At 59.7% G+C, this 26,367-nt stretch carries 26 protein-coding genes and 2 tRNA genes; 7 read left to right on the plus strand and 21 right to left on the minus strand.

Annotated elements, in window-relative coordinates; all coding sequences use genetic code 11:
• Nucleotides 1–10: 10 nt before the first annotated feature.
• The 4 genes from lpxK to AC3IP0_RS21225 all read right to left on the minus strand — a co-directional run bounded on the left by lpxK (nucleotide 11) and on the right by AC3IP0_RS21225 (nucleotide 4,414).
• Nucleotides 11–1,021: a tetraacyldisaccharide 4'-kinase gene (gene lpxK, locus AC3IP0_RS21210; protein ID WP_489325809.1), complete on the minus strand. Its 1,011-nt coding sequence runs from the start codon at nucleotides 1,019–1,021 to the stop codon at nucleotides 11–13.
• Nucleotides 1,021–1,449 (minus strand): ExbD/TolR family protein, encoded by a 429-nt coding sequence (locus AC3IP0_RS21215; protein ID WP_489325811.1) that lies wholly within the window; start codon nucleotides 1,447–1,449, stop codon nucleotides 1,021–1,023. Before AC3IP0_RS21215 ends, lpxK begins: the two co-directional genes overlap by 1 nt.
• Nucleotides 1,446–2,081: a MotA/TolQ/ExbB proton channel family protein gene (locus AC3IP0_RS21220; protein WP_150758372.1), complete on the minus strand. Its 636-nt coding sequence runs from the start codon at nucleotides 2,079–2,081 to the stop codon at nucleotides 1,446–1,448. Before AC3IP0_RS21220 ends, AC3IP0_RS21215 begins: the two co-directional genes overlap by 4 nt.
• Before the next feature lie 98 nt (nucleotides 2,082–2,179).
• Nucleotides 2,180–4,414: a DNA internalization-related competence protein ComEC/Rec2 gene (locus tag AC3IP0_RS21225; RefSeq protein WP_489316888.1), complete on the minus strand. Its 2,235-nt coding sequence runs from the start codon at nucleotides 4,412–4,414 to the stop codon at nucleotides 2,180–2,182.
• Nucleotides 4,415–4,549: 135 nt separating this feature from the next.
• Here AC3IP0_RS21225 and AC3IP0_RS21230 point away from each other — a divergent pair, with 135 nt between their 5' ends.
• Nucleotides 4,550–5,065 (plus strand): DUF2062 domain-containing protein, encoded by a 516-nt coding sequence (locus tag AC3IP0_RS21230; protein ID WP_413422621.1) that lies wholly within the window; start codon nucleotides 4,550–4,552, stop codon nucleotides 5,063–5,065.
• A gap of 168 nt (nucleotides 5,066–5,233) precedes the next feature.
• On the opposite strand, the gene AC3IP0_RS21235 is transcribed toward AC3IP0_RS21230, so the two are convergent.
• The 4 genes from AC3IP0_RS21235 to AC3IP0_RS21250 all read right to left on the minus strand — a co-directional run bounded on the left by AC3IP0_RS21235 (nucleotide 5,234) and on the right by AC3IP0_RS21250 (nucleotide 8,401).
• A complete protein-coding gene (locus AC3IP0_RS21235) occupies nucleotides 5,234–6,013 on the minus strand; it encodes an ABC transporter permease (protein ID WP_008054107.1) in 780 nt (259 codons plus the stop codon).
• Nucleotides 6,010–6,942: an ABC transporter ATP-binding protein gene (locus tag AC3IP0_RS21240; protein WP_008054108.1), complete on the minus strand. Its 933-nt coding sequence runs from the start codon at nucleotides 6,940–6,942 to the stop codon at nucleotides 6,010–6,012. The genes AC3IP0_RS21235 and AC3IP0_RS21240 overlap by 4 nt, the downstream gene beginning before the upstream one ends.
• Before the next feature lie 132 nt (nucleotides 6,943–7,074).
• Nucleotides 7,075–7,698 carry a glutathione S-transferase family protein gene (locus tag AC3IP0_RS21245; protein ID WP_489325813.1) on the minus strand — a complete coding sequence of 208 codons (624 nt, stop codon included), beginning with the start codon at nucleotides 7,696–7,698 and terminating at the stop codon, nucleotides 7,075–7,077.
• A gap of 43 nt (nucleotides 7,699–7,741) precedes the next feature.
• Nucleotides 7,742–8,401, minus strand: coding sequence for a transglutaminase-like domain-containing protein (locus AC3IP0_RS21250; RefSeq protein WP_489325815.1), 660 nt, complete (start codon nucleotides 8,399–8,401; stop codon nucleotides 7,742–7,744).
• A 249-nt stretch (nucleotides 8,402–8,650) separates the two neighbouring features.
• Between AC3IP0_RS21250 and AC3IP0_RS21255 the strand changes: the two genes are divergently transcribed.
• The 5 genes from AC3IP0_RS21255 (at nucleotide 8,651) to AC3IP0_RS21275 (ending at nucleotide 14,527) form a co-directional block, all read left to right on the plus strand.
• Nucleotides 8,651–11,098: an acyl-CoA dehydrogenase gene (locus tag AC3IP0_RS21255; protein WP_489327826.1), complete on the plus strand. Its 2,448-nt coding sequence runs from the start codon at nucleotides 8,651–8,653 to the stop codon at nucleotides 11,096–11,098.
• Between the two features lie 74 nt (nucleotides 11,099–11,172).
• Entirely contained in the window at nucleotides 11,173–11,580 is a 408-nt protein-coding gene (locus AC3IP0_RS21260) for a PA2817 family protein (RefSeq protein WP_007991629.1), read from the plus strand.
• A gap of 602 nt (nucleotides 11,581–12,182) precedes the next feature.
• Nucleotides 12,183–13,406, plus strand: a complete 1,224-nt coding sequence (locus tag AC3IP0_RS21265; protein ID WP_489325817.1) for a type II and III secretion system protein family protein — start codon at nucleotides 12,183–12,185, stop codon at nucleotides 13,404–13,406.
• Between the two features lie 119 nt (nucleotides 13,407–13,525).
• Nucleotides 13,526–14,239, plus strand: a complete 714-nt coding sequence (locus tag AC3IP0_RS21270; RefSeq protein WP_489325819.1) for a tetratricopeptide repeat protein — start codon at nucleotides 13,526–13,528, stop codon at nucleotides 14,237–14,239.
• Between the two features lie 18 nt (nucleotides 14,240–14,257).
• Entirely contained in the window at nucleotides 14,258–14,527 is a 270-nt protein-coding gene (locus AC3IP0_RS21275) for a DUF3613 domain-containing protein (protein ID WP_489316894.1), read from the plus strand.
• 302 nt (nucleotides 14,528–14,829) lie between these two features.
• Here AC3IP0_RS21275 and AC3IP0_RS21280 read toward each other — a convergent pair whose 3' ends face one another.
• The 11 genes from AC3IP0_RS21280 to AC3IP0_RS21330 form a co-directional block, all read right to left on the minus strand.
• Nucleotides 14,830–15,792: a type II secretion system F family protein gene (locus AC3IP0_RS21280; protein WP_489325821.1), complete on the minus strand. Its 963-nt coding sequence runs from the start codon at nucleotides 15,790–15,792 to the stop codon at nucleotides 14,830–14,832.
• 29 nt (nucleotides 15,793–15,821) lie between these two features.
• Nucleotides 15,822–16,808, minus strand: coding sequence for a type II secretion system F family protein (locus AC3IP0_RS21285; RefSeq protein WP_489325823.1), 987 nt, complete (start codon nucleotides 16,806–16,808; stop codon nucleotides 15,822–15,824).
• Nucleotides 16,805–18,247, minus strand: coding sequence for a TadA family conjugal transfer-associated ATPase (locus AC3IP0_RS21290; RefSeq protein WP_489325825.1), 1,443 nt, complete (start codon nucleotides 18,245–18,247; stop codon nucleotides 16,805–16,807). The genes AC3IP0_RS21285 and AC3IP0_RS21290 overlap by 4 nt, the downstream gene beginning before the upstream one ends.
• A gap of 3 nt (nucleotides 18,248–18,250) precedes the next feature.
• Complete coding sequence (locus AC3IP0_RS21295) at nucleotides 18,251–19,471, minus strand: AAA family ATPase (RefSeq protein WP_489325827.1); 1,221 nt, start codon at nucleotides 19,469–19,471, stop codon at nucleotides 18,251–18,253.
• Entirely contained in the window at nucleotides 19,465–19,950 is a 486-nt protein-coding gene (locus AC3IP0_RS21300; RefSeq protein WP_489325829.1) for a TadE/TadG family type IV pilus assembly protein, read from the minus strand. Before AC3IP0_RS21300 ends, AC3IP0_RS21295 begins: the two co-directional genes overlap by 7 nt.
• Nucleotides 19,950–20,435: a TadE/TadG family type IV pilus assembly protein gene (locus tag AC3IP0_RS21305; RefSeq protein WP_489325830.1), complete on the minus strand. Its 486-nt coding sequence runs from the start codon at nucleotides 20,433–20,435 to the stop codon at nucleotides 19,950–19,952. The genes AC3IP0_RS21300 and AC3IP0_RS21305 overlap by 1 nt, the downstream gene beginning before the upstream one ends.
• Nucleotides 20,436–20,443: 8 nt before the next feature.
• Nucleotides 20,444–21,769 carry a TadE/TadG family type IV pilus assembly protein gene (locus AC3IP0_RS21310; RefSeq protein ID WP_489327827.1) on the minus strand — a complete coding sequence of 442 codons (1,326 nt, stop codon included), beginning with the start codon at nucleotides 21,767–21,769 and terminating at the stop codon, nucleotides 20,444–20,446.
• 75 nt (nucleotides 21,770–21,844) lie between these two features.
• Nucleotides 21,845–22,669, minus strand: coding sequence for a Flp pilus assembly protein CpaB (gene cpaB, locus AC3IP0_RS21315; protein WP_489325831.1), 825 nt, complete (start codon nucleotides 22,667–22,669; stop codon nucleotides 21,845–21,847).
• A 15-nt stretch (nucleotides 22,670–22,684) separates the two neighbouring features.
• The gene (locus AC3IP0_RS21320; RefSeq protein WP_489325832.1) at nucleotides 22,685–24,013 is read right to left on the minus strand and encodes a DUF8689 domain-containing protein; all 1,329 of its coding nucleotides are present in this window, start codon (nucleotides 24,011–24,013) and stop codon (nucleotides 22,685–22,687) included.
• A 2-nt stretch (nucleotides 24,014–24,015) separates the two neighbouring features.
• Complete coding sequence (locus tag AC3IP0_RS21325) at nucleotides 24,016–24,546, minus strand: A24 family peptidase (protein ID WP_489325833.1); 531 nt, start codon at nucleotides 24,544–24,546, stop codon at nucleotides 24,016–24,018.
• Nucleotides 24,547–24,575: 29 nt separating this feature from the next.
• Nucleotides 24,576–24,785, minus strand: coding sequence for a Flp family type IVb pilin (locus tag AC3IP0_RS21330; protein ID WP_489325835.1), 210 nt, complete (start codon nucleotides 24,783–24,785; stop codon nucleotides 24,576–24,578).
• Between the two features lie 409 nt (nucleotides 24,786–25,194).
• On the opposite strand from AC3IP0_RS21330, the gene AC3IP0_RS21335 reads away from it, so the two are divergent.
• Nucleotides 25,195–26,064 carry an AraC family transcriptional regulator gene (locus AC3IP0_RS21335; protein ID WP_489325837.1) on the plus strand — a complete coding sequence of 290 codons (870 nt, stop codon included), beginning with the start codon at nucleotides 25,195–25,197 and terminating at the stop codon, nucleotides 26,062–26,064.
• A gap of 58 nt (nucleotides 26,065–26,122) precedes the next feature.
• Here the strand turns inward: AC3IP0_RS21335 and AC3IP0_RS21340 are convergent.
• Together AC3IP0_RS21340 and AC3IP0_RS21345 are read right to left on the minus strand one after the other, a co-directional pair.
• A tRNA-Gly gene (locus tag AC3IP0_RS21340) sits at nucleotides 26,123–26,198 on the minus strand.
• A gap of 3 nt (nucleotides 26,199–26,201) precedes the next feature.
• A tRNA-Glu gene (locus tag AC3IP0_RS21345) sits at nucleotides 26,202–26,277 on the minus strand.
• Between the last annotated feature and the right edge of the window lie 90 nt (nucleotides 26,278–26,367).

Consider the following 26,367-nt stretch of genomic DNA (forward strand, 5'->3'; position numbering starts at 1 on the left):
AAAAATGGAGTTAAGGCAACAAACGAGCCGGCAGCAGGCGCATCAGCTGTGTGTCGAACCAGGCCACGAAGGCCGGCGACGGCACGGCATCGACCGCCAGGTACCACCAGTCGGCGGCGGCAAAGGCACGGCATTTCACCGCGTCCTTTTCCGTCATCACCAATGGCAATGACGGCGTGAAATTCAACGCCTCCACGCTGTATTCGGCGTGGTCGGCAAACGCATGTGGAACCGGCTGCCAGTGTAGCGTTTCAAGGGTCTTGAAGAAACGTTGCGGATTGCCGATGCCGGCCACCGCGTGCAGGGCCTGGCCGCTGGGGAAGTGGTCGAGGGGACGTCGTTCGCCGCTGCGCAGGTTGACCAGCGCGGTGGGTCGCAATTGAAAGGCAAATCCATCATCGCGGTCAGATGCGGCACCGTTGTAGAGCACCGCATCGACGCTTTGCAGGCGCTCGACCGGCTCACGCAATGGCCCGGCGGGCAGGCATCGACGGTTGCCCAGGCCGCGGGCGGCGTCGATCAGCACCAGTTCCAGGTCACGGGCCAGGCGGTAGTGCTGCATGCCGTCGTCGGACAGGATCAGGTCCAGCGGCTCACTGGCCAGCAAGGCTTTGACGGCGTTACTACGATTGGGGTCGATCATCAGTGGCACGCCCGTGCGCTGGACGATCAGCAACGGCTCGTCACCGGCGACGTCGGCACCCTGCTCGGCCTCCACCCGCCACGGCAATTGCGGCGGTTTGGCGCCGTAGCCGCGGCTGACCACGCCGACCCGCAGGCCGCTGCGCTGGCAGTGCTCGATCATCCATAGAATCAGCGGCGTCTTGCCGGTGCCACCCACGGTGATGTTGCCGACCACGATCAGCGGCACCGGCGGCTGATAGATCTCGCCCTCACCCGCCAGGAAGCGCTTGCGCTTGTGCATGACCACGCGCCGGTACAGCCATTCCAATGGCTGCAACAGTTTCAGGGCGGGATGACCTGCGTACCACGCGGCGAGCAATCGATCGGACATGGCCATCAGGGCGCCGGGGGCGCCGCCTCAATGGTGGTCATGCGCAAATGACTGAAGCCGAGCTTGCCGGCCGCATCCATGGCAGTCACCACGGACTGATGCGCAGTCTTGCCGTCAGCGCTGATGGACAGCGGTCGGTTGGTGTCGCCGTTGGCTTCTTTTTGCAGCGCGTCCATCAGCGAAGTCAGGTCGCTTTTCGGCAAAATCTGGTTGTTCACCGAGAACAGGCCATCGGCGCTGATGGCGATGTCCAAAGGCTTGCTCTGATCGTCGGCTGGCGCGCCGCTGACCGCTTCCGGCAGATCGACGCGCAACTGGGTTTCACGGGTGAAGGTGGTGGTCACGACAAAAAACAGCAGCAGGATGAACACCACGTCGATCAGCGACGCGAGGTTGATGTCCACCGTTTCCCGTGGTTTGCGGCGGAATTTCACGCTTTGCTCCCGGTCAGGTCCACATCGCGATCGCCCTGCACCACTTCGACCAGCTTGATCGCTTCCTGCTCCATGCCCACCACCAGCTCATCGATCCGGCGTTGCAGGAAACGGTGGAAGAACACCGCGGGGATACCCACCATCAGGCCCGCTGCCGTGGTGATCAGGGCCTTGGAAATACCACCGGCCAGTACCGAGGCGTTGGTGGTCATGCCCGAGCCCGTGAACGCACTGAAAATATCGATCATGCCCAGCACCGTACCCAGCAGGCCCAACAATGGCGCCATGGCGGCGATCGTGCCCAGGGCGGCGACGTAGCGTTCGAGCTCATGGATAACCCGTTGCGCGGCCTCTTCGATGCACTCCTTCATGATCTCGCGACCATGCCTGGAGTTGGCCAGGCCGGCCGCCAGGATCTCGCCCAACGGGGAGTTGGCGCGCAGTTCCTTGAGTTTTTCCTTATTGAGCTGTTTGTCCTTGATCCAGACCCAGACCTGCCCGAGCAGATGCTCCGGGGTCACGCGGCTGGCCCGCAGGGTCCACAGACGCTCGGCAACGATCGCCATGGCCGCGATGGAACTCAAAATGATCGGCAGCATCATCCAGCCGCCGGATTTGACCAATTCCCACACAGTGACAGTCCCCTCGAAAAAGTGCGCCACTCTAACATAGGGGGTGCAAGCACCGAAGACCGTGATGTCGCATCCGGTCGGGCGTTGATAACGCTCGGTTATGGGTTGAAGGGCGGCGGATCGCGCCAGAAACGCCGCTCCTGGCGCATTGACCACGGCGGCTCGAAGCGTCCCAGTTGCAGACGAATGGCACCCTGTTCGACGCTGTCGTAGATCGCCATTCCACGTTTTTGATAGCGCGCGATGACCGTCGCATGCGGATGGCCAAACGAATTGCCCTGCCCGCGGGAGATCAGCGCCCCTTTGGGTTGCAGGACATCCAGCAGGGCCATGGACGACGAACTGCGACTGCCGTGGTGTGGCGCCTGCAGCCAATCGGTGGGCTGGGCCAGCGGACTGTCCAGCAGGGCTCTCTCGGCGGCGACATCAATGTCGCCACTCAACAGCAACCGCTCACCATTGGCCTCGATCAGCAGGACACAGGAGTTCTGGTTGCTGTCGCCGGCCAATGGCCAGTGCCAAAGCTGGAAATCGACTTCATCCCAGGTCCATTGCCGACCGCTCTCACACCTCTCGGCCTGCAACTCCACAGGCAAGTTTGACGGTTCACCACTGACCACCTGTTTCACCGGCAAGCCTCTGGCAACCGCCGGGGCACCGCCGGCATGATCGGCATGGGCGTGGCTGATCAGCATCAGGTCGAGGCCCTTCACCCCCAGTTTGCGCAATGCCGGCAGCACTACCCGTTCCCCTTGGTCGAGTTCACCGAAACGCGGGCCGGCGTCATACAGCAATGTGTGATGCCGAGTGCGCACCAGGATCGCCAGGCCCTGACCGACATCCAGTTGCCAGACTTCGGCCATGCCCTCCTGCAACATCGGCCTGGGCGAAAAAACCAGCATCAACAGCATGGGCCACCCTAACGGGCGCATCGGCAAGCCTCGCGGCAGCAATAGCAAAAAAGCACCAATGGCACCGATTACCCAGGCCCATAGCGGGACTGCCGCGGGCACCCACGCGGGAACCTGACCGGAGACGAGCCCCAACGTCCTGAACCACCCGTCGATCAGGCCACCCGCCAGCCACAGCAATTTCTCACCCACGTAAGGCACCGGCAACAACAGTGTCCCGAGCAACGCTGGTGGCAGGACCACCAGACTGATCCAGGGCACCGCGAACAAATTGGCCAGTGGCCCGCTGAGACTGATTGGCAACCCCAGTGCCAGTAACAACGGACACAGACCGATTGCAATCAGCCACTGGGCCCGGGTCCAGGTCTGCCACCAACGCCAAGGCCCCAAACGTCCACCGAAGGTCAATATCAAGACTGCCACGGCCGCGAAAGACAGCCAGAAACCAGGCTGAAGACTCGCCAGCGGCTCCAGCAGCAAAATGCCGTCGAGTGCCAACAACAGTGGCCACCATGCACCGAGATGACGGAATCGCAGACGCCACAACAACACCATTGCAATCATCAGGCAGGCCCGCCGCACCGGCACCTCGAAACCGGCCAGCATCCCGTAACCGAGCGCAGCGGCGAATGCCATGCCACACGCCCAGGGCAACCATGGCAGACGGCTCGGCCATAGCCCCAAGCGGGCCAGGCCAGCGATCAGCAGATACACGACGCCCGCCAGTAATCCGATGTGCTGCCCGGAAATCACCAACAGATGCACCGTGCCGGTGTCCTGCAATACCTGCCAGTCTTCGCGACTCAGCCCGGCGCCATCCCCGAGCACCAATGCCATCAACGCGCCGCTTCGCCCTTGGGCATCCACCGCCAGCAAACGCTGACGGATCGCATCACGCCAAGCCCATTGGGCTGGCGCAAGGCGCTCGCCCTGCTTGACCGTCCCCGTGGCCCCGATGCGTTGTGCCAGCAACCAGGCCTGGTAGTCGAAGGCCTGCGGATTGAGGAGCCCGACCGGGCGCTTCAACTTGACTGCCAGACGCCAGCGCTCGCCACTGTTCACCGGCGGCCCGTCATACCAGGCCAGACGCATGTTCCGCGGCAGCCGGGTACGTCGGGACTGGATGTCGGTCAGTTCGAAACGCACGACACCGTCGTCATGCCGGGGCAAGCCCGTGACCCGCCCTTCGACCCAGCGGGTTTCTCCGTCCAGCGCCGGCGGCAACCGGTCATCCAGCGCCCACTGCGCATTCGCGCAGGCCCAACTCAAGCCGAACAAGTAAAACGCCACCGGAAAAGTCCTGAACGGCAGCAGCATCAAACCCGCCACCGGCATCGCCAGCCACAACCAGACCGGCGGTAATGCCGGTAAAAAACGCAAGGTCAACAGACCCAACGCCAGCGCCATCATCCCTGTGCGCATAAGCCCGTCCTTGAAAGTCCCCTCCAAGGCTTAGCCCGCCCGTCACGCGGGCGTCGTTATTAATTGTCACAAAGTCTGAATGGGCTGTTCATGGATTCCAGACATACTTGCCGCCTTGACCGACCGAGAAACCTTATGCCCCGGCGCTTATTCAAACGTTACATGCCAGACCCGATGAGCATCAGGGAACACAAATCCTTACGCTTTCTCGGCACGCTGCTGCATGACCCTAACCTGTGGCACCTCAACCGCCACTCCGTTGCCCGCGCCATGGCGGTGGGCCTGTTCGCCGCGTTCCTGCCGATCCCGCTGCAGATGCTGCTGGCGGCAATCCTCGCCATCATCGTGCGCGGCAACATGCCGATTGCCGTGAGCCTGGTCTGGCTGACCAACCCGATCACCATGCCCGCCGTGTTCTTCTGCACCTACCAGACCGGCGCCTGGCTGATGGACGTTCCCGCCCGTCAGTTGCCGGATTCACTGACCTGGGAATGGATCAGGGGTGAAATCTCGACCTTGTGGCAACCGTTTCTGCTGGGTTCGGTAGTGACGGGACTGGCACTTGGTGCACTGGCCTACTTCCTGGTGATGATGTATTGGCGCTGGTGGGTGGCCAGGCAGTGGAAGCGGCGCAAGAAGAGCCGGATGTGAGAATGCAAAACGGCCTCCACTTGGGAGGCCGTTTTTTTTGCGGTGTCTGGGCTGACGCCATCGTCGGAACGCCGCCCGGAGCAAGCTTGCTCCCACACTCGATCCATGTCGCAAAGTTGATCCCCTGTGGGAGCGAGCTTGCTCGCGATGCAGGCGACTCGGTCGTCCTCAGGTACGCATCCCGCGCCCGCTGACCAGCAACCTTGCACTACCGAGATACAGCACCACGGTCGCAACCAGCATGAAGGCGATGGCCACGCTGATGCGGATATCCGATACGCCGAGGATGCCGTAACGGAACGCGTTGACCATGTGCAGCACCGGGTTGGCCAGGGATACGGTCTGCCAGAACGGTGGCAGCAAGGTGATCGAGTAGAAGACCCCGCCCAGGTAGGTCAGAGGCGTCAGCACGAAAGTCGGAATGATCGAAATGTCATCGAAGTTGCGTGCAAACACGGCGTTGATGAAGCCCAGCAGCGAGAAGATCGTCGCGGTCAGCACCACCACCAGAATGGTCACGCCCAGGTGATGCACCTGCAAGTGGGTGAAGAACAGCGACAGCAGGGTCACGATGATCCCCACCATCAACCCGCGCAGCACACCGCCCAGGGTGTAGCCGATCAGAATGGTGTGCGGCGACAGCGGCGAGACCATCAGTTCTTCAATGGAACGCTGGAACTTGCTGCCGAAGAAACTCGACACCACGTTGCCGTAGGAGTTGGTGATCACCGACATCATGATCAGCCCCGGCACGATGTACTCCATGTAAGTGAAGCCACCCATGTCGCCGATTTGCCGGCCGATCAGGTTACCGAAGATCACGAAGTACAGGACCATGGTGATGGCCGGCGGCAGCAAGGTCTGCGGCCAGATCCGGGTGAAACGCCGGACTTCACGGTAAACGATGGTGTTGAGGGCAACGAGGTTGGGGCGCAGCTCGGAACTCATACTGCCACCTTCGACAGATTTTTCTCCACCAGGGACACGAACAACTCCTCGAGGCGATTGGTTTTGTTACGCAGGCTCAGCACTTCGATGTTCTGCTGCGCCAACTGGGTGAACAGCGCGGTGATGCCCATGGACTTGTCCACTTGGACTTCCAGGGTGTGGCTGTCGATCAACCGGGACGGGTAGCCGAGCAACTGAGGCGCCACTTGCAACGTGTTCTTCATATCCAGCAGGAACGTTTCCACATGCAATTGGCTGAGCAACTGCTTCATGCTGGTGTTCTCGACGATGGTGCCGTGGTCGATGATGCCGATGTTGCGGCACAACTGCTCAGCCTCTTCCAGGTAGTGGGTGGTGAGGATGATGGTGATGCCTTTCTGGTTCAGCTCGGTGAGGAAACTCCACATCGAGCGACGCAACTCGATGTCCACCCCGGCAGTCGGTTCGTCGAGGATCAGCAGACGCGGTTCATGAACCAGCGCGCGGGCGATCATCAAGCGACGCTTCATGCCGCCGGACAGCGAGCGCGACGGCACGTCCTTCTTGTCCCACAGGCCGAGCTGGGTCAGGTACTGTTCGGCGCGCTCCTTGGCGATTTTCGCCGGGATGCCGTAGTAGCCGGCCTGGGTCACGACGATGTCGAAGGTCTTTTCGAACTGGTTGAAATTGAATTCCTGAGGCACCACGCCGATGGAGCGCTTGAGCTGCGCAGGATTCCTGTCCAGGTCGTGACCGAAGATATTCACCGTGCCGCTGGTTTTGTTCACCAGGGTCGAGAGAATGCCGATGGTCGTGGATTTGCCTGCACCGTTCGGGCCGAGCAAGGCGAAAAAGTCACCTTCGGCGACATCCAGATCGATACCACTCAGGGCCTGGAAACCGTTGCCGTAGGTTTTGGTTAGCTGCCGGATGGACAGAGCGGAACTCATATCTGATTTACGCACCAAGGAGGGAAGAAAGGGATAAGTATGGGCGGCGGCGAACAATACAACCGCAGCGAACTGGCACAATGGTGCTTGTCGCCGCCACACAAGTACAGTCAAGCGTGTCGATAGTGAGTATTAAGTCAACGCGGTCATGACCGCCTTTTGATACGCCGGACGCTGTTTCAACCGCGCGTACCAGGCCTCCAGGTTCGGTTGTGGCGCACGCTCGATCGGCATCTCGAACCAGGCATAAATGAAACTGCCCAAGGGAATATCGCCCATACCGATCTCGTCTCCGGACAGGTAGGGTTTGTTCGCCAACGCTTGATCAGCCATTGCCAGCAGCGTGTCGCACTCCTTGATCGCCGCCTTGATGGCGGGCCAGTCCTGCTGGTCTGCCGGGGTACGCAGTACACCCCAGAACACAGTACGGAACGGGCCGGCAAAGCTTGAGGTGGTCCAGTCCATCCACTTGTCGGCAGTGGCGCGGGCCTTGGGATTGTTCGGGTACCAAGCCGTGCCGTCGGCATGCAAGGCCATCAGGTAACGCACGATCGCGTTGGACTCCCACAACACAAAACCGTCGTCTTCAATGACAGGCACGCGACCATTGGGATTCATGGCGCGGTACTCGGGCGTATCGACGACACCAAAGGCGCCACCGGCATCGATCGCCTCGTAGGCCAGTCCCAGTTCTTCGGCGGCCCACAATGGTTTTCTGACATTCGACGAGTTTTTCCGACCCCAGATCTTCAGCATGACCGCCTCTTTTTCGGTAAGTGGGCAGGCAGCATACGCCGGATCAGGCGCGACTCAAATCGCTCTGCATGTCGCCCAGCAGCGGTTGCTGTTGCTCACCGAACAGGTGCGGATAGCATTTTTCCAGGTGTTCGAAAAAGAACGTTTCAGGTACGTCGGCGAACTGGCCATGATCGACGAGGTACTCCATCAGCTTCGCGCCATCGCGGTTGAAGGGATGAAAAACGCTGTCGTTGATCCCGTCGAACTCCAGCGGCGCCACATTGAACAGGTCGCAGAGTTTGCGGTTGAACGCTGGCGTCGCCTTGACCCAGCGATCCTGCAAGTAAAATTCGGTGTAGCCGTGCATGGCGAACATGTCGCTCTTGAGCAATTCAAGCAGCCGTGGCGTCGACAGATGATTGCGCACATCCGCCAGGCCGATCCGCGCGGGAATCCCGCAATGCCGCGCTGCACCTGCCAGCAGCGTGGCCTTGGGCACGCAGTAACTCTCCCCGGCCGCCAGCGCATAACTGCCGCGCAGGGTCTGCGGATCGCGACTGAATGTGTACGGGTTGTAGCGCACCGCTTCGCGCACGGCGTAATAGAGATTGATCGCCTGCTCCAGCGGATCGCGACTGGCGCCACGGTGCTTTTCGGCGAACTCCACCACGGACGGATGGTCACTATCGATGAAGCGGCCGGGACTCAGGTACTCGTGCATGAGAATAATCTCCAAGGGAAGCCCCGAGTCTAGCGAGAGCTTCAGCACAGAGATAACGACGTTTCGGCCAAACTTGGGCGCTTTGCCGCTCGCTCGATGAACGCTTTTCCCACGCGTGCGGCCCATCTGTCGCACGAAAATCATCCGGGTTTTCCCACGATTCCAATCACATCGCTCCAACCAGCCTGTTTCGCGGATGCCGTCTAAGCTCTGTGGGTTGGTTCGCCCTGGTTTCACGGAGGAATGAATATGCTGCTGTTGTGGATACTGGTTCTGCTGGTCGGGATTGCTTATTTGGCCCACCGCCGCATCGCCCCACTGCCCGCCCTGAGCATCGTGGCCGTCTATGTCGTGGCCATGGGCGCTTTCAGCCGCGCGCCGGGCTGGTTATTGCTGGTTTACTGGGTATTGATCGCCGCCGTCGCCGCGCCCTTGCTGCTGCCCGACCTGCGCCGTAAATTGTTCAGCGCGCCGATGTTCAACTGGTTCCAGAAAACCCTGCCACCCATGTCGCAAACCGAACGCGATGCCATCGACGCCGGCACGGTCTGGTGGGACGGCGAACTGTTCAGTGGCCGTCCGGACTGGAGCAAACTGCTGTCCTATCCCAAAGCGCAGTTGAATGAAGAAGAACAGGCTTTCATCGACGGGCCGACCGAAACACTCTGCACCATGGTCAATGAATGGCAGCTCAGTCAAACCATGGACCTGCCACCCGAAGTCTGGACGTTCATCAAGGACAACGGCTTTTTCGCCCTGATCATCCCCAAGGAGTTTGGTGGCAAGGGCTTCTCCGCTTATGCCCACTCGCAAGTGGCGATGAAACTGGCGAGCCACAGTGGCGACCTCGTAACCACCGTAATGGTCCCCAACTCCCTCGGCCCGGCCGAACTGTTGCTGCATTACGGTACCGACGACCAACGCAATCATTACCTGCCACGCCTGGCACGCGGCGACGACATCCCGTGCTTTGCCCTTACCGGTCCCTTGGCCGGCTCCGACGCCGGTGGCATGCCGGACTCCGGGGTGATCTGCAAAGGTGAATGGGAGGGCCAGGAAGTCCTCGGCCTGCGCCTGAACTGGGAAAAGCGCTACATCACCCTCGGTCCCGTGGCCACCCTCCTCGGCCTGGCCTTCAAGGCCTACGACCCGGATCACCTGCTGGGCGACAACGAAGACCTGGGCATCAGCCTGGCGCTGATTCCGACTGACACCGCCGGCGTCGAGATCGGCCGCCGGCACCTGCCGTTGGGCGCCGCATTCATGAATGGCCCGAACTCAGGCAAGGACGTGTTCGTCCCCCTGGAGTTCCTCATCGGCGGCCAGGAGATGCTCGGCAAAGGCTGGATGATGCTGATGAACTGCCTGTCGGTCGGGCGTTCGATTTCCCTGCCGGCGGTAGGCACGGGCATGGCCAAGTTCACCAGCCTGGTGACGGGCCAATACGCTCAGGTTCGTGAGCAGTTCAATGTGCCGATTGCCGCTTTCGAAGGCATTCAGGAAGCCATGGGCCGCATTGGCGGCAACACCTGGATGATGGACGCCGCCCGCATGCTGACCGCCAACGCGGTCGATCTGGGCGAGAAACCGTCGGTGCTGTCGGCGATTCTCAAGTACCACCTCACCGAACGCGGCCGCGACTGCATCAGCGATGCCATGGATGTGCACGGCGGCAAGGCGATCATCATGGGGCCGAACAATTATCTCGGCCGCAAATGGAACTGCGCGCCGATTTTCATCACCGTCGAAGGCGCGAACATTCTCTCGCGCAACCTGATGATCTTCGGCCAGGGCGCGATTCGCTGCCATCCCTTCGTGCTCAAGGAAATGGCCCTCGCCGGCCGTGAAGACAAGGATCAGGCGCTCAGAGAATTCGATGGCCTGCTGCTCAAGCACATCGGTTTTGCCGTGGGCAACGCCGCCAGTACGCTGGTGCTCAATCTCGGTTTCGGGCACCTGGAACATACCCCGGGCGACAAACTCAGCCAGGGTTATTTCCGCGCCCTCAACCGTCAGGCCGCTGCATTCGCCCTGCTCGCCGACCTCAGCATGATGTTGCTGGGCGGCGCACTGAAACGCCGCGAACGCCTGTCCGCACGGCTAGGCGACGTACTGAGCAACCTTTACCTGGCCTCGGCCGCACTCAAGCGCTACAGCGATCTCGACTCACCGCAGTACATGACACCACTGCTGAGCTGGGCCATGGAAGAAAGCCTGGGCCAGGCGGAACGGGCCATGGATGAACTGCTGAGCAACTTCCCGAACAAAGTCATGGGCTGCCTGTTGCGAGTGATCGTGTTCCCGTTCGGTCGCCGGCACAAAGGGCCATCGGACAAACTCGGTGCCGAAGTCGCTGGGGTGATTGGCCGCGCCAAGGGCGACCCGGCACTGGAGGAAGTACTCCTGGGTTGCTATCGCCCGCAAGGGATCGACGATCCGGTCGGTGCATTGCAACACGCCTGCAATCTGTTGAGCGCTGCACAGCCATTGCAGAAAAAACTGCACGTGGCGGTCAAGAGTGGTCAGGTCAAACCGGTGGCTGGCGAGTCGGTGATCGATGCCGCCCTCGAGGCTGGTGTATTGCAGCCGGTGGAAGCCCAAACCCTGCGTGAAGCCGAGGCGGCCCGGCGCAAGGTGATCGATGTCGATGACTTTGACCAAAAGGCCTTGGCACTGGCCAAGGGAAAAGTCCGCTGATCCCTTCAAGCATGTAAAAACGGGCGCGGGCGCTTTATACTCCCGCGCCCGTTTTGCTCTTGAGGACTTATCTCGTGTCCAACATCGTTGCCGATCATCTCGTTTTACTCGACCACCTGCGCAGCATCCTGGTCGCCGTAGGTGAGGCCGAGCAGGTTCCCGAAGAAAGCCATGCCTTGTTCCTTGAGCGCTTCGACGAACTGCTCGCGTCACTGCCGATCGATCCGATCGAAAGCCAATACCTGGGCCAGGACATCCTGACTCAAGTCATTTCCCGTTATCCGCAAATCGCCCACCTGATTCCACGGGACCTGCTGTGGTATTTCGCCGGTGACTGCCTGCACTACTTGTCCGATGAAGAAATCGACCTGTATCAGGCACTGGAAGAGCGTCGCTTCGAAGCCGAACAGAACGACGAACCTTTCGACTGGAACCAGGAAAAGCAGCTGCTGGCGCTGTCAAACCAGGACAGCAAGCACTGATCTTCAATCAATGATGCCAAAGGCCCGCATGCTTGAGCATGCGGGCCTTTTTTTATTGCCTTGAGCGCAACCCGTCAATTTCAGGCAACCGCACTGCGCTGCGACCTTGCCCGCTACGCTCGCCCACCCGCCTATCTCCAGCCTTTTCACCAAGGGTTTTGTTGAAATTCATGGCACTTTGGTTTGATTGAACTACCTTCAAACTACAAGAAGTCATAACGGCTCGAGTTTCAACGTTAGCTTCAGTGATCAGATAACGGATTGGCAAAAGGAGTTACCTCACCATGATCCTGGCAGGCGCTTTTCGGCTCTGTACCTTCATTGCCGATGACTTTCCGGGGGAACCAGGTCGACCCATGGGCGCGAGTATTGCTCCGGCGGGCAGTCCAGGTAACCGGATCACTAAAAACCGATTCAGCAAAGGTCGCTCGCTGCCCCGTCAGATCAGCGAATTGCGCCCGCGCGCGCGTAGCACGCAAGGAATAACGCCAAGGCCATGGATGAGTGGTCTGGCGCATTGGGGGGGATAGCCCGATCCCCGTGAAGTGATCCGAGACAACTCAGTCCGCCTAAAGACGGTCTATCCAGTGAGGATGTACTTAATGAGCCTTCGAACCGTGCCCGCTTTCAAGCGAATTTTCCATGGCCTGTTCTGGATGGGCCTCAGCGTGGATGCGGCTCAGGCCGCGCCGGCCAACTGCCCGCAACTGGACAATTGGCCGACAACGTACGAGGTCGGACAGGGACTGCAAAATGAACTGCGCAGCCCCGTTCCGGTTACGCAACTGGCGGTGGGTGACCCGAAAATTGCCGACGTGCAACCCAGCGGCAGCAACGCGTTCATACTCACGGGCATTGCGCCGGGGACCACCAGCCTGATGGTCTGGACCGCCTGCTCGAAAACGCCGCGCCAAAGCATGGTGTTCGTCAAGGGTAAAGCCACGTCGGCGCTGACCAGCGTGCCGTCGGTGCCTTCCGACGACCCGCTGCTGCCGAGCCAGGTGCAGACCGATATCCGCTTCGTTGAAGTCAGCCGGACCAAGCTCAAGGAAGCCTCCGCCTCGATTTTCGGCATCCGCGGCAACTGGCTGTTCGGCTCGCCGAGAACCTTGCCCACCATCGGCGGCATTGTCACGCCGTCGATACCGGTGAACAACGACAACTTCAACCTCACGTTTGCTACCGGCAGTACCCTGGTGGCGCTCAATGCGCTGGAGGGCAGCGGCTTCGCCTACACCCTGGCGCGGCCAAGCCTGGTAGCGCTCAGCGGGCAGAGTGCGAGCTTCCTGGCCGGCGGTGAAATACCGATTCCGGTGCCCAGTTCAGGTAGCGATAACGTGTCCATCGAGTACAAGGAATTCGGTATCCGCCTGACCCTGACGCCGACCATCGTCGGGAAAAACCGTATCGCGCTGAAGGTCGCGCCGGAAGTCAGCGAACTGGACTTCAGCAACGCCGTGAGCATCGCCGGCACGGTCGTCCCGGCCCTGAACGTGCGCCGTACCGATACCAGCATCTCCCTGGCCGACGGCGAAAGCTTCGTCATCAGCGGCCTGATCAGCTCCCGCAACAATTCCCAGGTGAACAAGTTTCCGGGGCTGGGCGATATCCCGGTTCTGGGCGCGTTTTTCCGCGACAACACCATCAACCGTGAAGAGCGCGAACTGCTGATGATCGTCACCCCGCATCTGGTCCAGCCACTGGCGGCCAATGCAAAACTGCCGTCATTGCCTGGCGAGCAGCTGCGCAATTACGACCCGAACTTCTACCGCATGTTTTTCCTGGAAAATGGCGACTTCGACAGTCGCATGGGGCTCTCGCAATGAACCGGAGCCTGAACCAGAAGGGCCTCGTCCTCACGCCTGACGGTGACTTTGCACGCTTGCCGGGCCAGCCTTATTGCCATTGGCCAGGCGTTCAACCTGTTATAGCCAGAGGACCTTCAATGAAAGCAGTCATTGCCATAGCGGCGACATTAATGCTCGCAGGTTGTGCCAGCAATGGCCTGTCTTCGCGACCGGCCAGCTGTGCCAAGCCCGGTTCGGAGCAAGAACTGGCCCTGAACCTGGCCGACAGCATGGCCGACGAAGGTCGTTTGTATGCCAGCCTGGCGAATCTGGAAGGATTGCCCGATAACGTGGTCCAGGTTCGCCTGCGCAAGGCTCGGGTGCTGCGCTTGATGGGGCGTAGCGGCGACGCGCAGCCATTGTACGAAAGCTTGCTCGGCACCTGTCTGGCGGCTGAAGGGGAACATGGCCTGGGCCAGTTGGCCGCCGCCAAAAATGATAACGCCAGCGCTGCCACTCACCTTGAGCGTGCGGTGCAGATGGCCCCCACCGACGACAGAATGCGAAATGACCTGGGAGTCGTCTACCTCAATCAGCGACGGATCCCTGAAGCGCGCTTTGAGTTCATGACCGCCATGGAGCTCAAGCAGGCAAACACACTGGCGGCACTCAATATGGTGACGTTGCTGATCTACCAGGATAACTGGAAGGCGGCAGCCGAACTCGTGACCCGCGCCGACTTGAGTCCCAAGCAAGTCGTAGAGGCTCAAACCCGCGCGGAAAAACTCAAGGCCTCCGCCAAAAAAGTGGTGGCTACTGATGGGAATCGCAAAACTGAGGTAGCCGATGCCTCTACCAGTGCGAACAAGTAGAACGTACGAGGAGTCGAGATGAATACCAAACGGCTGTTGATCGTGTGCACGGCTTGCCTGTCCACCACTGCCTGGGCCATTGAGCCGGGCCCCTCTTCGCCATATCAACAAGGCACCGAGCAGTGGTTGCAGCTGCAGATTCGCGGTGTGGTTGCCTCCACTAAACTGCAAACCGCTTCGGCCACCGAACGTGACCTGGCCATGCAGCGCTGGCTGAATAGCTTCAACTACCCGATTCCGGAATTTTATGACCAGGATGCAGCGGGACAAATGACCATCGGCAACTGAGGCCTGTCGATGGGTGATTAGCCTCTGGCGTCGTCCAGAGTGGCCTGGCCGCAAAGCCGGGCCGGGCGTTGTGTGCAGAAAAGCATTGGAATCTACACATTATCCAATCCTGGCCGGATTACCCCGTAGGAGCTGCCGAAGGCTGCGATCTTTTGACTTTAGCGATCGTGATATCGCAGGAAGTTCAAAAGATCGCAGCCTTCGGCAGCTCCTACAGGGGATGTGTAAACCTATGGCAGGAAAGTGCAGATCAGGCTCGGGTGACGAGGCCATCGCGCTCGACAGCCTCCGGCCGTTTTACCTCACCCGAATGCTTTGAGTACCCCGATCATGGCAGGACCAATGGCTATCAGGAAGAAGCTCGGCCACAAACAGAAAATCAGCGGGAATATCAGCTTGGTACCGATTTTCGCCCCCATCTCTTCGGCGGCCTGTGTACGCCGGTCACGGAATTCATCGGCGTAGATGCGCAGGGTGTCGGCCACGCTGGTACCAAAGCGGATACTCTGCGCCAACAGGCTGACCAGCCCTTGTACGTCATCCAGGCCAGTGCGCACAGCCAGTTGCTTGAGCGCCTCGGTACTGGAAATGCCCGCGCGGATTTGTGCATTGACCAGGGCCAGTTCTTCAGCCAGTTCCGCCTGACTGACCGACATCTCCTCAGCCACCCGTTCGATGGTCGTGGGCAAGGCCAGGCCCGACTCCACGCACACCACCATCAGATCCAGCGCATCCGGAAACGCAGCACGCAGCCGGCCTTGTCGCAACTGCTTGCGCTTGGCAACATACAGCGCTGGCACCAACCATCCGATACCGGCCACCAAGACCACCAACAGCAGCCCCATGATCAGGGAAACCTTGGGAATCATCGGCAACAGCAGCAAGGCAATACCGATCAATAACAGCGGCAACATCAAGCGCACTGCCCAATACATCTGCACCGCCGACGAGGAACGGTACCCCGCATGCATCAACAGGGTCTGGGTGACGGACGTCTGAGCCGATTCGGCCGAGGCAAAACGCTGGCCGACCCGCTCCAGCAACAGTTGCAGGTTACCCGGAGCTTCCTGCCCGGTCGTGTTGCCTAAATGACCACGCTTGATCAGCGCCAGACGCCGCTGCACCGGATCCTGAAGCCCCTGCATCAGCAAGATCACGGCGACGACCGCAAGCACCGTACTCAAACCGATCGCGCCAAGGAACAACAGACGCGCCATCTCCTCGCTCCCCGTGACCCGACTGAACAACCCGAGCAAAAAGTCCATGACCTGTACCTCCCGGTAGCGGATACCGCTTAAACCTGAATCCGGATGATTTTGCGAATCCAGAAAATCCCCACCAACATGGAACCAAAAGCCCCGAGTATCATCTTATGGCCCACCGGATCATTGAGCAGCAATGGCATGTATTTAGGGGTGGTGAACAAGATCGCCCCCGCCAGCACGAAGGGAATGGCCACGAGTATCCAGGCCGACATCCGCCCTTCCGCCGACAGGGTCTTGACCTTGCGCTGAAAGCGAAAGCGCCCGCGGATCAGGCGACTCAAACGCTCCAGCACCTCGGTCAGATTGCCGCCGGTCTCGCGATGGATGAGGATCGAGGTCACCAGCATCATCACCGTCATGCTTGGCATCCTCTCCAGCAGGCCGAGCATGGCCCGGCGCACATCGTTGCCATAGTTGATATCGGAGAAGGTCAGGCCGAACTCATGAGCGACCGCCCCCCTGTGTTCCTCGGCCACCAGGCGCAGGGTTTCGTTGAATGGGTGCCCGGCGCGCAGAGCGCGGCACATGGCATCCAGTGCATCCGGCAGGCCTTCCTCGAACTCAGCGAAACGCTTACCACGGTCGCGAGAGATTTTCAGTATGGGTAACCAGAAGACCGCGAAACCCGCCAGCAGCGCCATCCACCAGACTGACCAGACCATCCAGATCAAGATACCCGCCCAGCCACCCAGCACCAGCCCGAGCAGCAATACCCGATAGGCCCGGTATTCGTGCCCGGACTGCTCAATCATTTGCGTCAATGCCTCCATCAAGGGCAGCTGTTCAAGCCTGGCCTCCAGTGGTGACAAACGCGTCAGGTATTTCTGCCGCAACACCGTCTGCATGTTGGGCAAATTATTGGCTTTCTCCATTACGTGCAGACGGCCACGGATGCGCTTGCGCATCTTGCCGGCTTCACCGAACACCGGCACCACCACGCCCTGGGACAGGAGGAAGACGGCGATAAACACCATGCCGAGGAACATCAGAATGAATTCACCAGGAATACTGTTCATGACGGCCGTGCCTCCATCCACTCAAGCCTGAACATCGTCAGCGGCAACTCGATGCCGCGCTTGGCCAGCACATCACGGAAGGCGGGGATCATGCCGCTGGGCCGAAAATCACCGAGTACTTCGCCGTTTTCGCCCATGCCGTGGCGCACGAAGGAGAAGATTTCGGTCATGGTGATGATCTCGCCCTCCATGCCGTTGATCTCCTGCACGCTGACCAGGCGGCGCTTGCCGTCCTCCTGGCGTTCCAGCTGGATGACCACTCCGATGGCCGAAGCGATCTGTTGGCGCATGGCCTTGATCGGAAAGGTCGCCCCGGTCATCGACACCATGTTCTCGATTCGCCCCAATGCATCGCGTGCGGTGTTGGCGTGGATCGTGGTCAGCGAGCCGTCGTGACCGGTGTTCATCGCCGTCAACATGTCCAGCGCCTCGGCGCCGCGCACTTCGCCGATCACAATACGGTCCGGACGCATCCGCAGGCTGTTACGCACCAACTCCCGCTGGCTCACCTCGCCACGTCCCTCGATATTTGAAGGCCGGGTTTCCAGGCGTACCACGTGGGGCTGTTGCAACTGCAGTTCGGCCGAATCCTCGATGGTGACGATCCGCTCGTTGTGCGGGATGAAACTGGACAGCACATTGAGCATGGTGGTCTTGCCGCTGCCGGTACCGCCGGAAATCAGCACGTTCAAGCGCCCACGGACAATCGCCTTGAGCAGCAGGGCAATGGCCGGGGTCATCGCCCCCACCTGGATCAGGCTGTCGGTATTGAGCAGGTCCACGGCAAAGCGCCGGATCGACATGCTCGGGCCGTCGATGGCCAGCGGCGGAATAATCGCATTGACCCGCGAACCGTCCTTGAGCCGGGCGTCCACCAACGGCGAAGACTCGTCGATACGCCGCCCCAGGCTGGAGACGATGCGGTCGATGATGTTCAGCAAATGCTGATCATTGCGAAAACGCACATCGGTGCGTTGCAGCTTGCCGAAGCGCTCGACATACACTGAGTCATGCCGGTTGACCAAAATGTCGGATACAGTGTGATCGGCCAACAGCGGTTCCAGAGGCCCCAGACCGAGTACCTCGTCGGTGATCTGCTTGATGATCAACTGGCGGCTGGACGTACTCACCGGTGCCGAGTGTTCATCGAGCAGACGCTGGCAAATATCGCGAATCTGCCGCGCGGCCTCTGCCTGTTCAAGGGAGTCCAGCAAGGACAGGTCCATGACCTTGAGCAACTGCTGGTAGATCTTTTCTCGCCACTCGGCCTCCACCGGGGTGACCTGGCTTTTGGTTTCGTAAAGTACGTCCGGCGTCGCACGTTCCCACGCCATTATTTCCTCGGCCGGATCCGGCTGGTCGTCTCCCGGCTGGTTAGCCGGCGATGAGGCGGGTTTACCGGACTGTTTGCGCAAGCGGTTACGAAAGTCGCTGATCATGGGTCACCCCCCGAAAAAACGGTTGAAGGCGCGTTTGAACACGCCTTTTTTTCCAGCCATCTGATTGCCGACCAGGTCATCGGCCACGTTGCGCAGGGCAGCGGTTATCGCCGCCTTCGGCGCATGCAGCTCCAACGGCACGCCAGTGTTCTGACTCTGGCTGACCAGATTGAAATCATTGGGTAATTTCGACAGGTTCGTGCAGCGCAGCGCCTCGCCGATATCCTTGAGGCTGACCGCTGCTGACTTGTCATAGCGGTTGACCACTATCTGCAACTGATCCCCGCGCACGCCAAGGTCTTCGCGAAGAATCCGCACCAGGGAGCTGGCATCGCGCAGATGGCTGACGCTCTGCTGCACCACCACGTACACCCGGTCCACCTGTTCCAGCACGGAGCCGGTGAGGTGGTCGATTTGCCGCGGCAGATCGATCACTACCCAGTCATAGCTGGCGCGGGCCAACTGCATCAGGGTGTCAAGTTGCTCAGGCTGAGCATCCTGAGGCAGACACAGCTCACCGGCTCGTCCACCCAGCACATGCAAAGTCGGGCTGAAGTGGCTGCAAAAACCGCGTAGCGCGACGCTGTCCATGCCATCGATTTGATGCAACACCTCCAGATGGCTGTGCGCCTGTGCCACATCCAGGTAATGCGTCACGCTGCCAAACTGCAGGTCCATATCCAGCAACAGGGTACTGCCACCCTTCATGCTGAGCTGCTGCGCCAGGTTGCAAGCCAACATAGTGCCGCCGGATCCGCCCTTGGCGCTGATCACGGCGAGCAATTTCCCTTCTGTCCCGCTGCCGGTCCGAACCTCCATGACCAGCCGATTCAAGGCGGCCACCAGTTCCGTCTCGGCAACGGGCTCCGGCAACACGTCACGGGCGCCGGCCTGCATCGCCAGACGCATGCTTTCCTGTTCGCTCAGCAGACCGCACACCAACATCGGCGGACGCTCATGGGCCGGACGCTGCAGCAGTGCCGCCAGCTCCTCGCGCCACAGGTGGCTGACGCGCAACAGCAACAGATCGGGCATCCGGTCCAGACCGTAGAGCGGGTCGACATGCCCGTTGCTCACCAGGCGAGTGCTCACCTCCAGGCTGGGCATGCGTTGGCAGACGCCTTGCAGGTCGCGCAACGACGTGGCATCACGGCTGCTGATCAGCAACCGTAGCCCGGCTTTGCCGGTCGAGGTAGAGAGTGGAGTTTCCTTGGTATTCAGCATGGCGTGATCTCCCCGGAATCGGAATGACGCCCGAGGCTTTCGCGTGGCAACGTTGCCTGGAATGTAGGCAGGGTAATGGACACGCCGAACCCGGGAATGAACAGATTGAAAACAAAGTTTTGCAGACTCAACTGGACATAGCGGATAGCACGAAAGCCGTCGTTGGTAGCGGGGTTGGCCACCAGAGCACCGTTTACGTCCAGATAGGTCAAAGTCAGATTGGTGGTGGCCAGATTGCCGATCAGCTGGCTATTACCTGCATCGTCCGCCGCGTTGAAGATCGCCCGCCGCAACACCACCTCATCGTTGATATCGCATACCGCCGCCAGGCGCGTACCGCGGCGCACGACCTCATCCAGCGCATTGACCGTGAAGTACAGACGACCCATTTCCACCACGCCGAACAACAACGTGAACATCAGCACACCAATGAAGGCGAACTCCACCGTATAGACGCCGCGCATGTGTTTTCTGTTCATCACAGTGCCCTCATCACGGTACTGGCGACTAGCGGAATGCTCAGCGCAATCTGATTACCAAAAAAACCGGGAAGCGCTCCGGTGCAAATGCCACCGCCAATCACTGGGCAGAACGAATAAGTGATGGTGACTCGAACATGGTCGGGCAGCTCTTCGGCGACGGCGACCTCCACCATCTCGGGCGTCAACCCTGACACCACAGCGCTGTCGGTCTGGATGGGCACGCCGTAGACTGCGACGTTTTTCGTCTGGTCCAGCAGCGTAGCGCTCAGAGCGACCTTGCCAAGCGTTGAGTCCCAGGCCTTACTGGCGACGAAACGGTCGGCATCACGACTGGCCTGCAACAGGATGTTGTACTGGTAGAGCATGCGGCCGAACTCACCGAAGGCCAGCAACAGCAACAGCAACACCGGCAGGACCAAAGTGAACTCCACTATGGCCAGGCCTTGCTGGCGCTGCGGATGTTTAAATCCGTGAAGTCTCATGACGCCTCCTACGAGTCAGTGCTCGGAGTGCCGCTGCCGTTGAGATAGGTTTTGTAGAGCTGAATGATTTGCGGGCCGGCATCGGTTGACGGCGAGGGACCGGCCACGTTGTCACCTTCGCACTCTTTCACGAACTGGCCAAAGATCTGCGAGTTCGTGCCACCTTTATCCATGGGCTGCACCACGAAATAGCAGCCAAAACCGAGGACGGGGATCGAGGTTGAACCATTCTGTTTCCCGGTGCAGTCGCCCACCACGATTTTCAGCATCCGGCGCTCGAACACCCCATTGCTCTCACAGCCACTGGCGCCTGCCACACACGCGGCAACGCTCGCACGCCAGTCGTTGTAGTCCAGTATCGCGTCACCGCCCGCCGTGAGATTGCCGTTACTCGAGGTGACGGGTTGCCCGTTGTACCTCGCTGGCGGCTTGACTGAGTCGTCGTAAATCATCTCGGGGGTGCTGGACGTCGTCACCAGATCCGGTGGATATTCCGAGGCACTGACCGAGCCTTGGTAGATGCCGAAGCGCGTATTCAGACCTTGAGAGGCAGGGCCGACCTTGTTGCCAGGGTCAGTCGGGACATCGCTCCCCACATTGCGGCATTCCTTGTGACCTCCGGCCATGGCCTCGAGAATTTTCCCAAGATTGAGCAATTGATAGTTGCCTGGACCAATGGCGTCGTCCGATTTTCCGGCGCCTGTCTTCAATACCTGCAAATCACCAAATTGAAAGCCCCAGTACATGCCAGCGGCTGGGTTGTTTTTAGTCGGATCGCCACAGACCATCAAAGGCGCGAGATCGCAGGGGCTGGTAGGGCTGGGTCCAGCGGTGGCAATCGCCGCTACCGCCTTGTTCCCCAAGGCGCCTAATGACTGGGCGAAGTTCCAGAAAAATCCCGTCAGGCTATAGCTCGGTACCGATACCCGAACATACTTGGCATCCGTTGGCCCGGGATAGGAGAACGGGCCATAGATGCTGCTTGCCAGCTCTACCACTGTAAATGCGCCTGCATTGCCGCCAACCGCTGCGGCCAATTCGTTGTTGCCCGTGGCATTGGCATTCTGTACCAGCGTATTGAGCGCGGCGGTACGCGTCGCGCTGGCACTGTTGATGCCACCCTCCACCTGACTCAGGGTCTTGGCGCCACTCAGGGCGGCAGCGTCCACCGCATTCTGCAGGCGCGTTTTGTTCAGCAGCATATGCCCGCCGTCCAAAGCCAATGCCGCCATCATGGCCATCGCCGCCAATGCGATCACCATCAATACACTCACCGATCCTTCCTGGCGCCTTGGCGTCGAAGTGAACGGCCCCTGAATATGAAGATTCATTATCAAGCCCTCGATTACCGATACTGATCCGGATCGGCTCCGCCAATACCCTGGCGTCCGGATACCGGTTGCGCCCTGTCAGCGAATGTTGACTACTTTGGCTTCGATCCCGCGGATAACGGTGATACCTCCGCCCTCGCCACTGTTGCGCTGTACCACGCGTTTTGGCGCCTCGGCGGTGGCCACAGCCATGACCGGGGCAGCAGGTGCAACAGGCGTAGCTGGCGCAACGGCCAGGCTTTTCTTCTCGAGGTTCAGTGGGTTACGCAGCGCCAGTTGCAACTTGCCTTCCGTCTGCGCCGTGACCAAGGCCTCCGCTTCAGCGGCCGACATCTCCAGCGTCACGGCGCGCACCACCACCGGTTGGGTCTTGTCGGTCCCCGCGGTCTGATCCACAGCCAACACCCGCAAGTTCTCGAGGATGGTCCTGGACGTGGCGCTGTTACTGCCGACATTGTTGGTTTTGGTCGCCAGTACGTCGACCCGGTTACCCGGCAACAGGAATCCGCCCACGCCGACCACATCGTCCACACGTACCGATATGGCACGTTTGTCAGGGGCAATCAAAGAGGCCAGGGTGCTGCCCCCCAGGTGCTCGCTCAGACGCGCACCGCGCACAATATCGCCCCGCAGAATGTCGAACGTTGCGATCTTGCCCACAGTTTTTTCGCTGGCATCGAAGGCATCCTCCGGGATCGTATCAATAGGCATGCGTACGGTCGTGACCTGCTGGGCCTCAACCAACTGCCCGAATGGAATCTCTACCGTGGCGACCACCACGCTTCGCAGGTGGTCGTCCGGGCTGGCATTGAGTCGTGCGCTCAGCCAGGAGTCGGCCATCCATGCGGCCCCAAGGCCCATGGCCAGGGAAACGCCTATCAGGGTAAGCGTACGAGAGCTCATGTCTGTATCTCCGAATCAAAGAAAGTCGAGCTGGACGAAGTAGTTGTGCCAGGCCCATTCCAACTCTTTCGGTGACAATGGTCCGGAACCGCCGATATAACGCTGGCGATCGAGTGCCATGTTCAGGAGATCGCGGGGATGGCAAGGCACCAGGGGCATGCCTTCACTTGCATACAGCCTTTGCAGTACATAACGCACCAGCAGCGGGTCATAGGAAATGCCCAGACGCTCGCTTTCCTGACGCCAGATCTTTTCGTACTGCTCGGGCTTCAGGTAACCGAACTGCAACTTGTAACCAATCCGGCGCAGGAAGGCCTCATCGGCCAGTTCCAGGGGATTGAGGTTGGTGGAAAACACCAGAATCAGATCGAACGGCAGCTCGCAATGCCGACCGCCGCCCAGGTTGAGGAAATCGCGTTTCTCTTCCATCGGGACGATCCAGCGATTAAACAGCTCGGCGGGTGCCATGCGCTGGCGCCCCATGTCGTCGATGATGAACAGGCCATTGCTGGCCTTGAGCTGCAAGGCGGCCTGGTATTGACGGGTGAAGGGGTCATAGCGAACGTCCAGCTGCTCCATGCTCAACTCACCACCCGTGATGACGATCGGGCGTTTGCAGCGTAGCAGTCGGCGGTCGACCCCTTCGTTGAGCATCAGATTATTCTGTTGAGTATTGTCATCGAGCCGCTGATGCACCTGCGGGTCATAGATCTCGATCACCGCCTCGTTGATGACGATGGCATGGGGGACCCAGATGGCCTCGGCGAACAGACGGATCAGCCGACTGCTGACATAGGTCTTGCCGGTACCCGCGGGGCCATAAATCATGATCGCGCGCCCGGAGTTCATCGCCACACCTAGCTGATCGAGCATCTCCTCCGTGAGCACTACGCCAGCCAGGGCATTGCGCATATCGTTGGCATTGATGCGACCATGGTGAATGGTCTGCAATTTGATCAGGGACCGGTAGGTGCTCACCGGGAACGGTGCCGCACCGATATAGCCACTGCGCGACAGGGCATCGCGGGCGGCACTGCGACCACGTTCGGTCAGGCCATAACGCAGCGACTGCCCACCCGTCTGACTCGCCTGGCCCAGCACTTCGACACGGCCATCCTTGCGCAGAAACGCCAGGACCTCTTCAAGTACCGCGCCGGTCAGCGCCAGGCGTTCCACCAGCCGCGACATGTCCAGCACACCGGCATCGAACAAATGCTTGCACACCAACTCACCGAGAAAACTGTCGGTCAGGCCGGTTTCACGGACAGTGCAGGGCTGAGGAGCCAGGCGTTGCACCGCGCTCCGATCGCTGGGGTAGGCATCACTTTCGACGATGACGTGCATGACTAGCCTCCGAATCCACCGGCAGTGAGTTGCCAGTAGATGCTGTTCAACGTCCCCAGCAGGATCGCTACCGTATAAGGAAAGGGCTTGCCGGCTACCTCGTCTGAACTTGGCGCCACGTAGGCCCGCGCCCAAAACATCAACCGATAGCGCCCCAGGGTCTGCAACAATTGACCGCGCATCAGCACGATCAGGAAACCGCACAAACCTCCCCATAGCAGACTGAAGAACACAGCCCACAAGGCGTAATGAGGGGGTAAAAAACTGCCGACCATGGCCATCAGCTTGACGTCGCCGGCAGCCATGCCACCCAGGGCATACATGGGCAGGAACAGCGAAAAGCCGATCAGGAGGCCCGACAGGCCGTCTCCCATGCCGCTGATCCCACCTGAGTAAGTCTGGCTGGCCAATCCCAAGACCAGCCCCACCAGGATCAGCAGATTGGGAATGCGGTGGCGACGCAAGTCGCTCACCACCGCCACGCCTAGCAGTCCTATCAGCACAACGGTAGCTACCAGCTGTTCCATGGACATGTCGCATCCTCCTGCCAGAGTTGTCGTTATTAGGGGATAACGGTGGCAGTGCAAGCGGCACCACTAACGGCCTTACAGATTTTCAGGATGCTGGTCCCCACGGTCGTGCCAAGAGTCGTGAACGCCCCGACAACAGCTATCGTAATCAACCCACCCGCCACCGCGTATTCCACAATGGTCAGGCCATCTTCGTCTTTGATGAACTTCACTACCGAAGCCTTGATTGTTTGCATGATCATTTTGCCCACCTCACTCGAATGTTGTTTTTTCTGAGGCAGTACTTTCTGTGCTGCCTGATGCAACACTAGTCAGGGGCAAGGCATAGGCGTTAGGAAGATTTTGCACATCGTTAGGACTTTTTTGCGGGGCGGCCAAATACGCAGCATTGGCCTTTGCAGAAGTAGCGGGAGGGGTAAACAAGGCACTGAAACGCAAAGGCAATTGCCATTGATTCACAAGCGACAGGCGGTTCAACCCGGGTTTGTCGAAGACACACCAACAAACACTCGCCCGGGGCTGCCCTTCAGGTAACCCATAGAGCGAAAAGAACTAAAAATCGTCTTTCCTATCAGGATTAAATCTGCAAAGTGATGGCACCTTGGCAATACTCCTTAGCAAGAGAGTCACCAAGAACCACAGAGTAGAGACATGACGTCCAATTTGACCAAAAGGCCATCGCTCCTGTGGTTCGATCTGACTCATGATCGGTCCACGAAAGAACTCGTCACGCAGTTCGAGGACGCCTGTGACTGCAAGCTGGCAAAAAACTCGGTGTTGCCCATCAGGGAACAGGCAGACATGATCTGCATCCATTTTGATCGCCCCGACACTCCAGGCTTGAAGCTATTGCTGGAGATCAAACGCACCACCCCCAGCATCCCGATCACCATGTTCACCGTGCAGCACTCGGAGGAACTGGCTGTATGGGCCATGCGCTCCAGCGTCTGGGAATACATGGTGCTCCCGCTCTCGACCACCGAGAAAAAGCGTTACCTGACGGCGGTGCTGCAGCTCTGCGAGCTGCGCCGAAATGCCAACGGCCAGGGCAAGTCATCGCAAATCGACCACTCCCCGACCCTGCCGGACAGCATCCGGCGGACCTCAGGACACCAAAAACACCAGGCGCTGAGCAATGTCATGTTGTACATCGAACAGCACTTTCGAGACAGCATCGATCAGAGGGAATTGGCGCAGCGCTGCGGCATGACGACATTTCGCTTCAGCCGCCTGTTCAAGGAAGCCAATGGGCTTGGCTTCACGGATTACATCCTGGACAAGCGCATGAACTTCGCCAAAGACCTGCTCGACAACAGCCAGATGCCTATTACCAGCATCGGCTATGAAGCCGGCTTCAAGGATCCGTCCTACTTCGCCCGTGCCTTCAAGCAGTTCGCCAACTGTACGCCAAGCGAATATCGCCTGGCACGCCAACTCAAAGCGGCTGCAGCTGCGCAACAGGTGCAGGATGAGAAAACCACTGAAGCACTCGAAAGCCTGGTGCAAACCCTCAGCGGTTGATCCGGTTTTTTACGCGCAAACGAAAACGCCGCTCAATGAGCGGCGTTTTCGTTAAATATGGAGCGGGAAACGAGACTCGAACTCGCGACCCCGACCTTGGCAAGGTCGTGCTCTACCAACTGAGCTATTCCCGCAAATGGCGTCCCCTAGGGGACTCGAACCCCTGTTACCGCCGTGAAAGGGCGGTGTCCTAGGCCACTAGACGAAGGGGACACGCTACCCGGAACACATGGTGTGTGTTTCGGTGTCCAGAGCCGCATCCGAAGACTTGGTTCTGGTTTCACTCAGCCCTGCCCGAAAGCA

The sequence above is a fragment of the Pseudomonas sp. GL_103 genome (assembly GCF_057835175.1).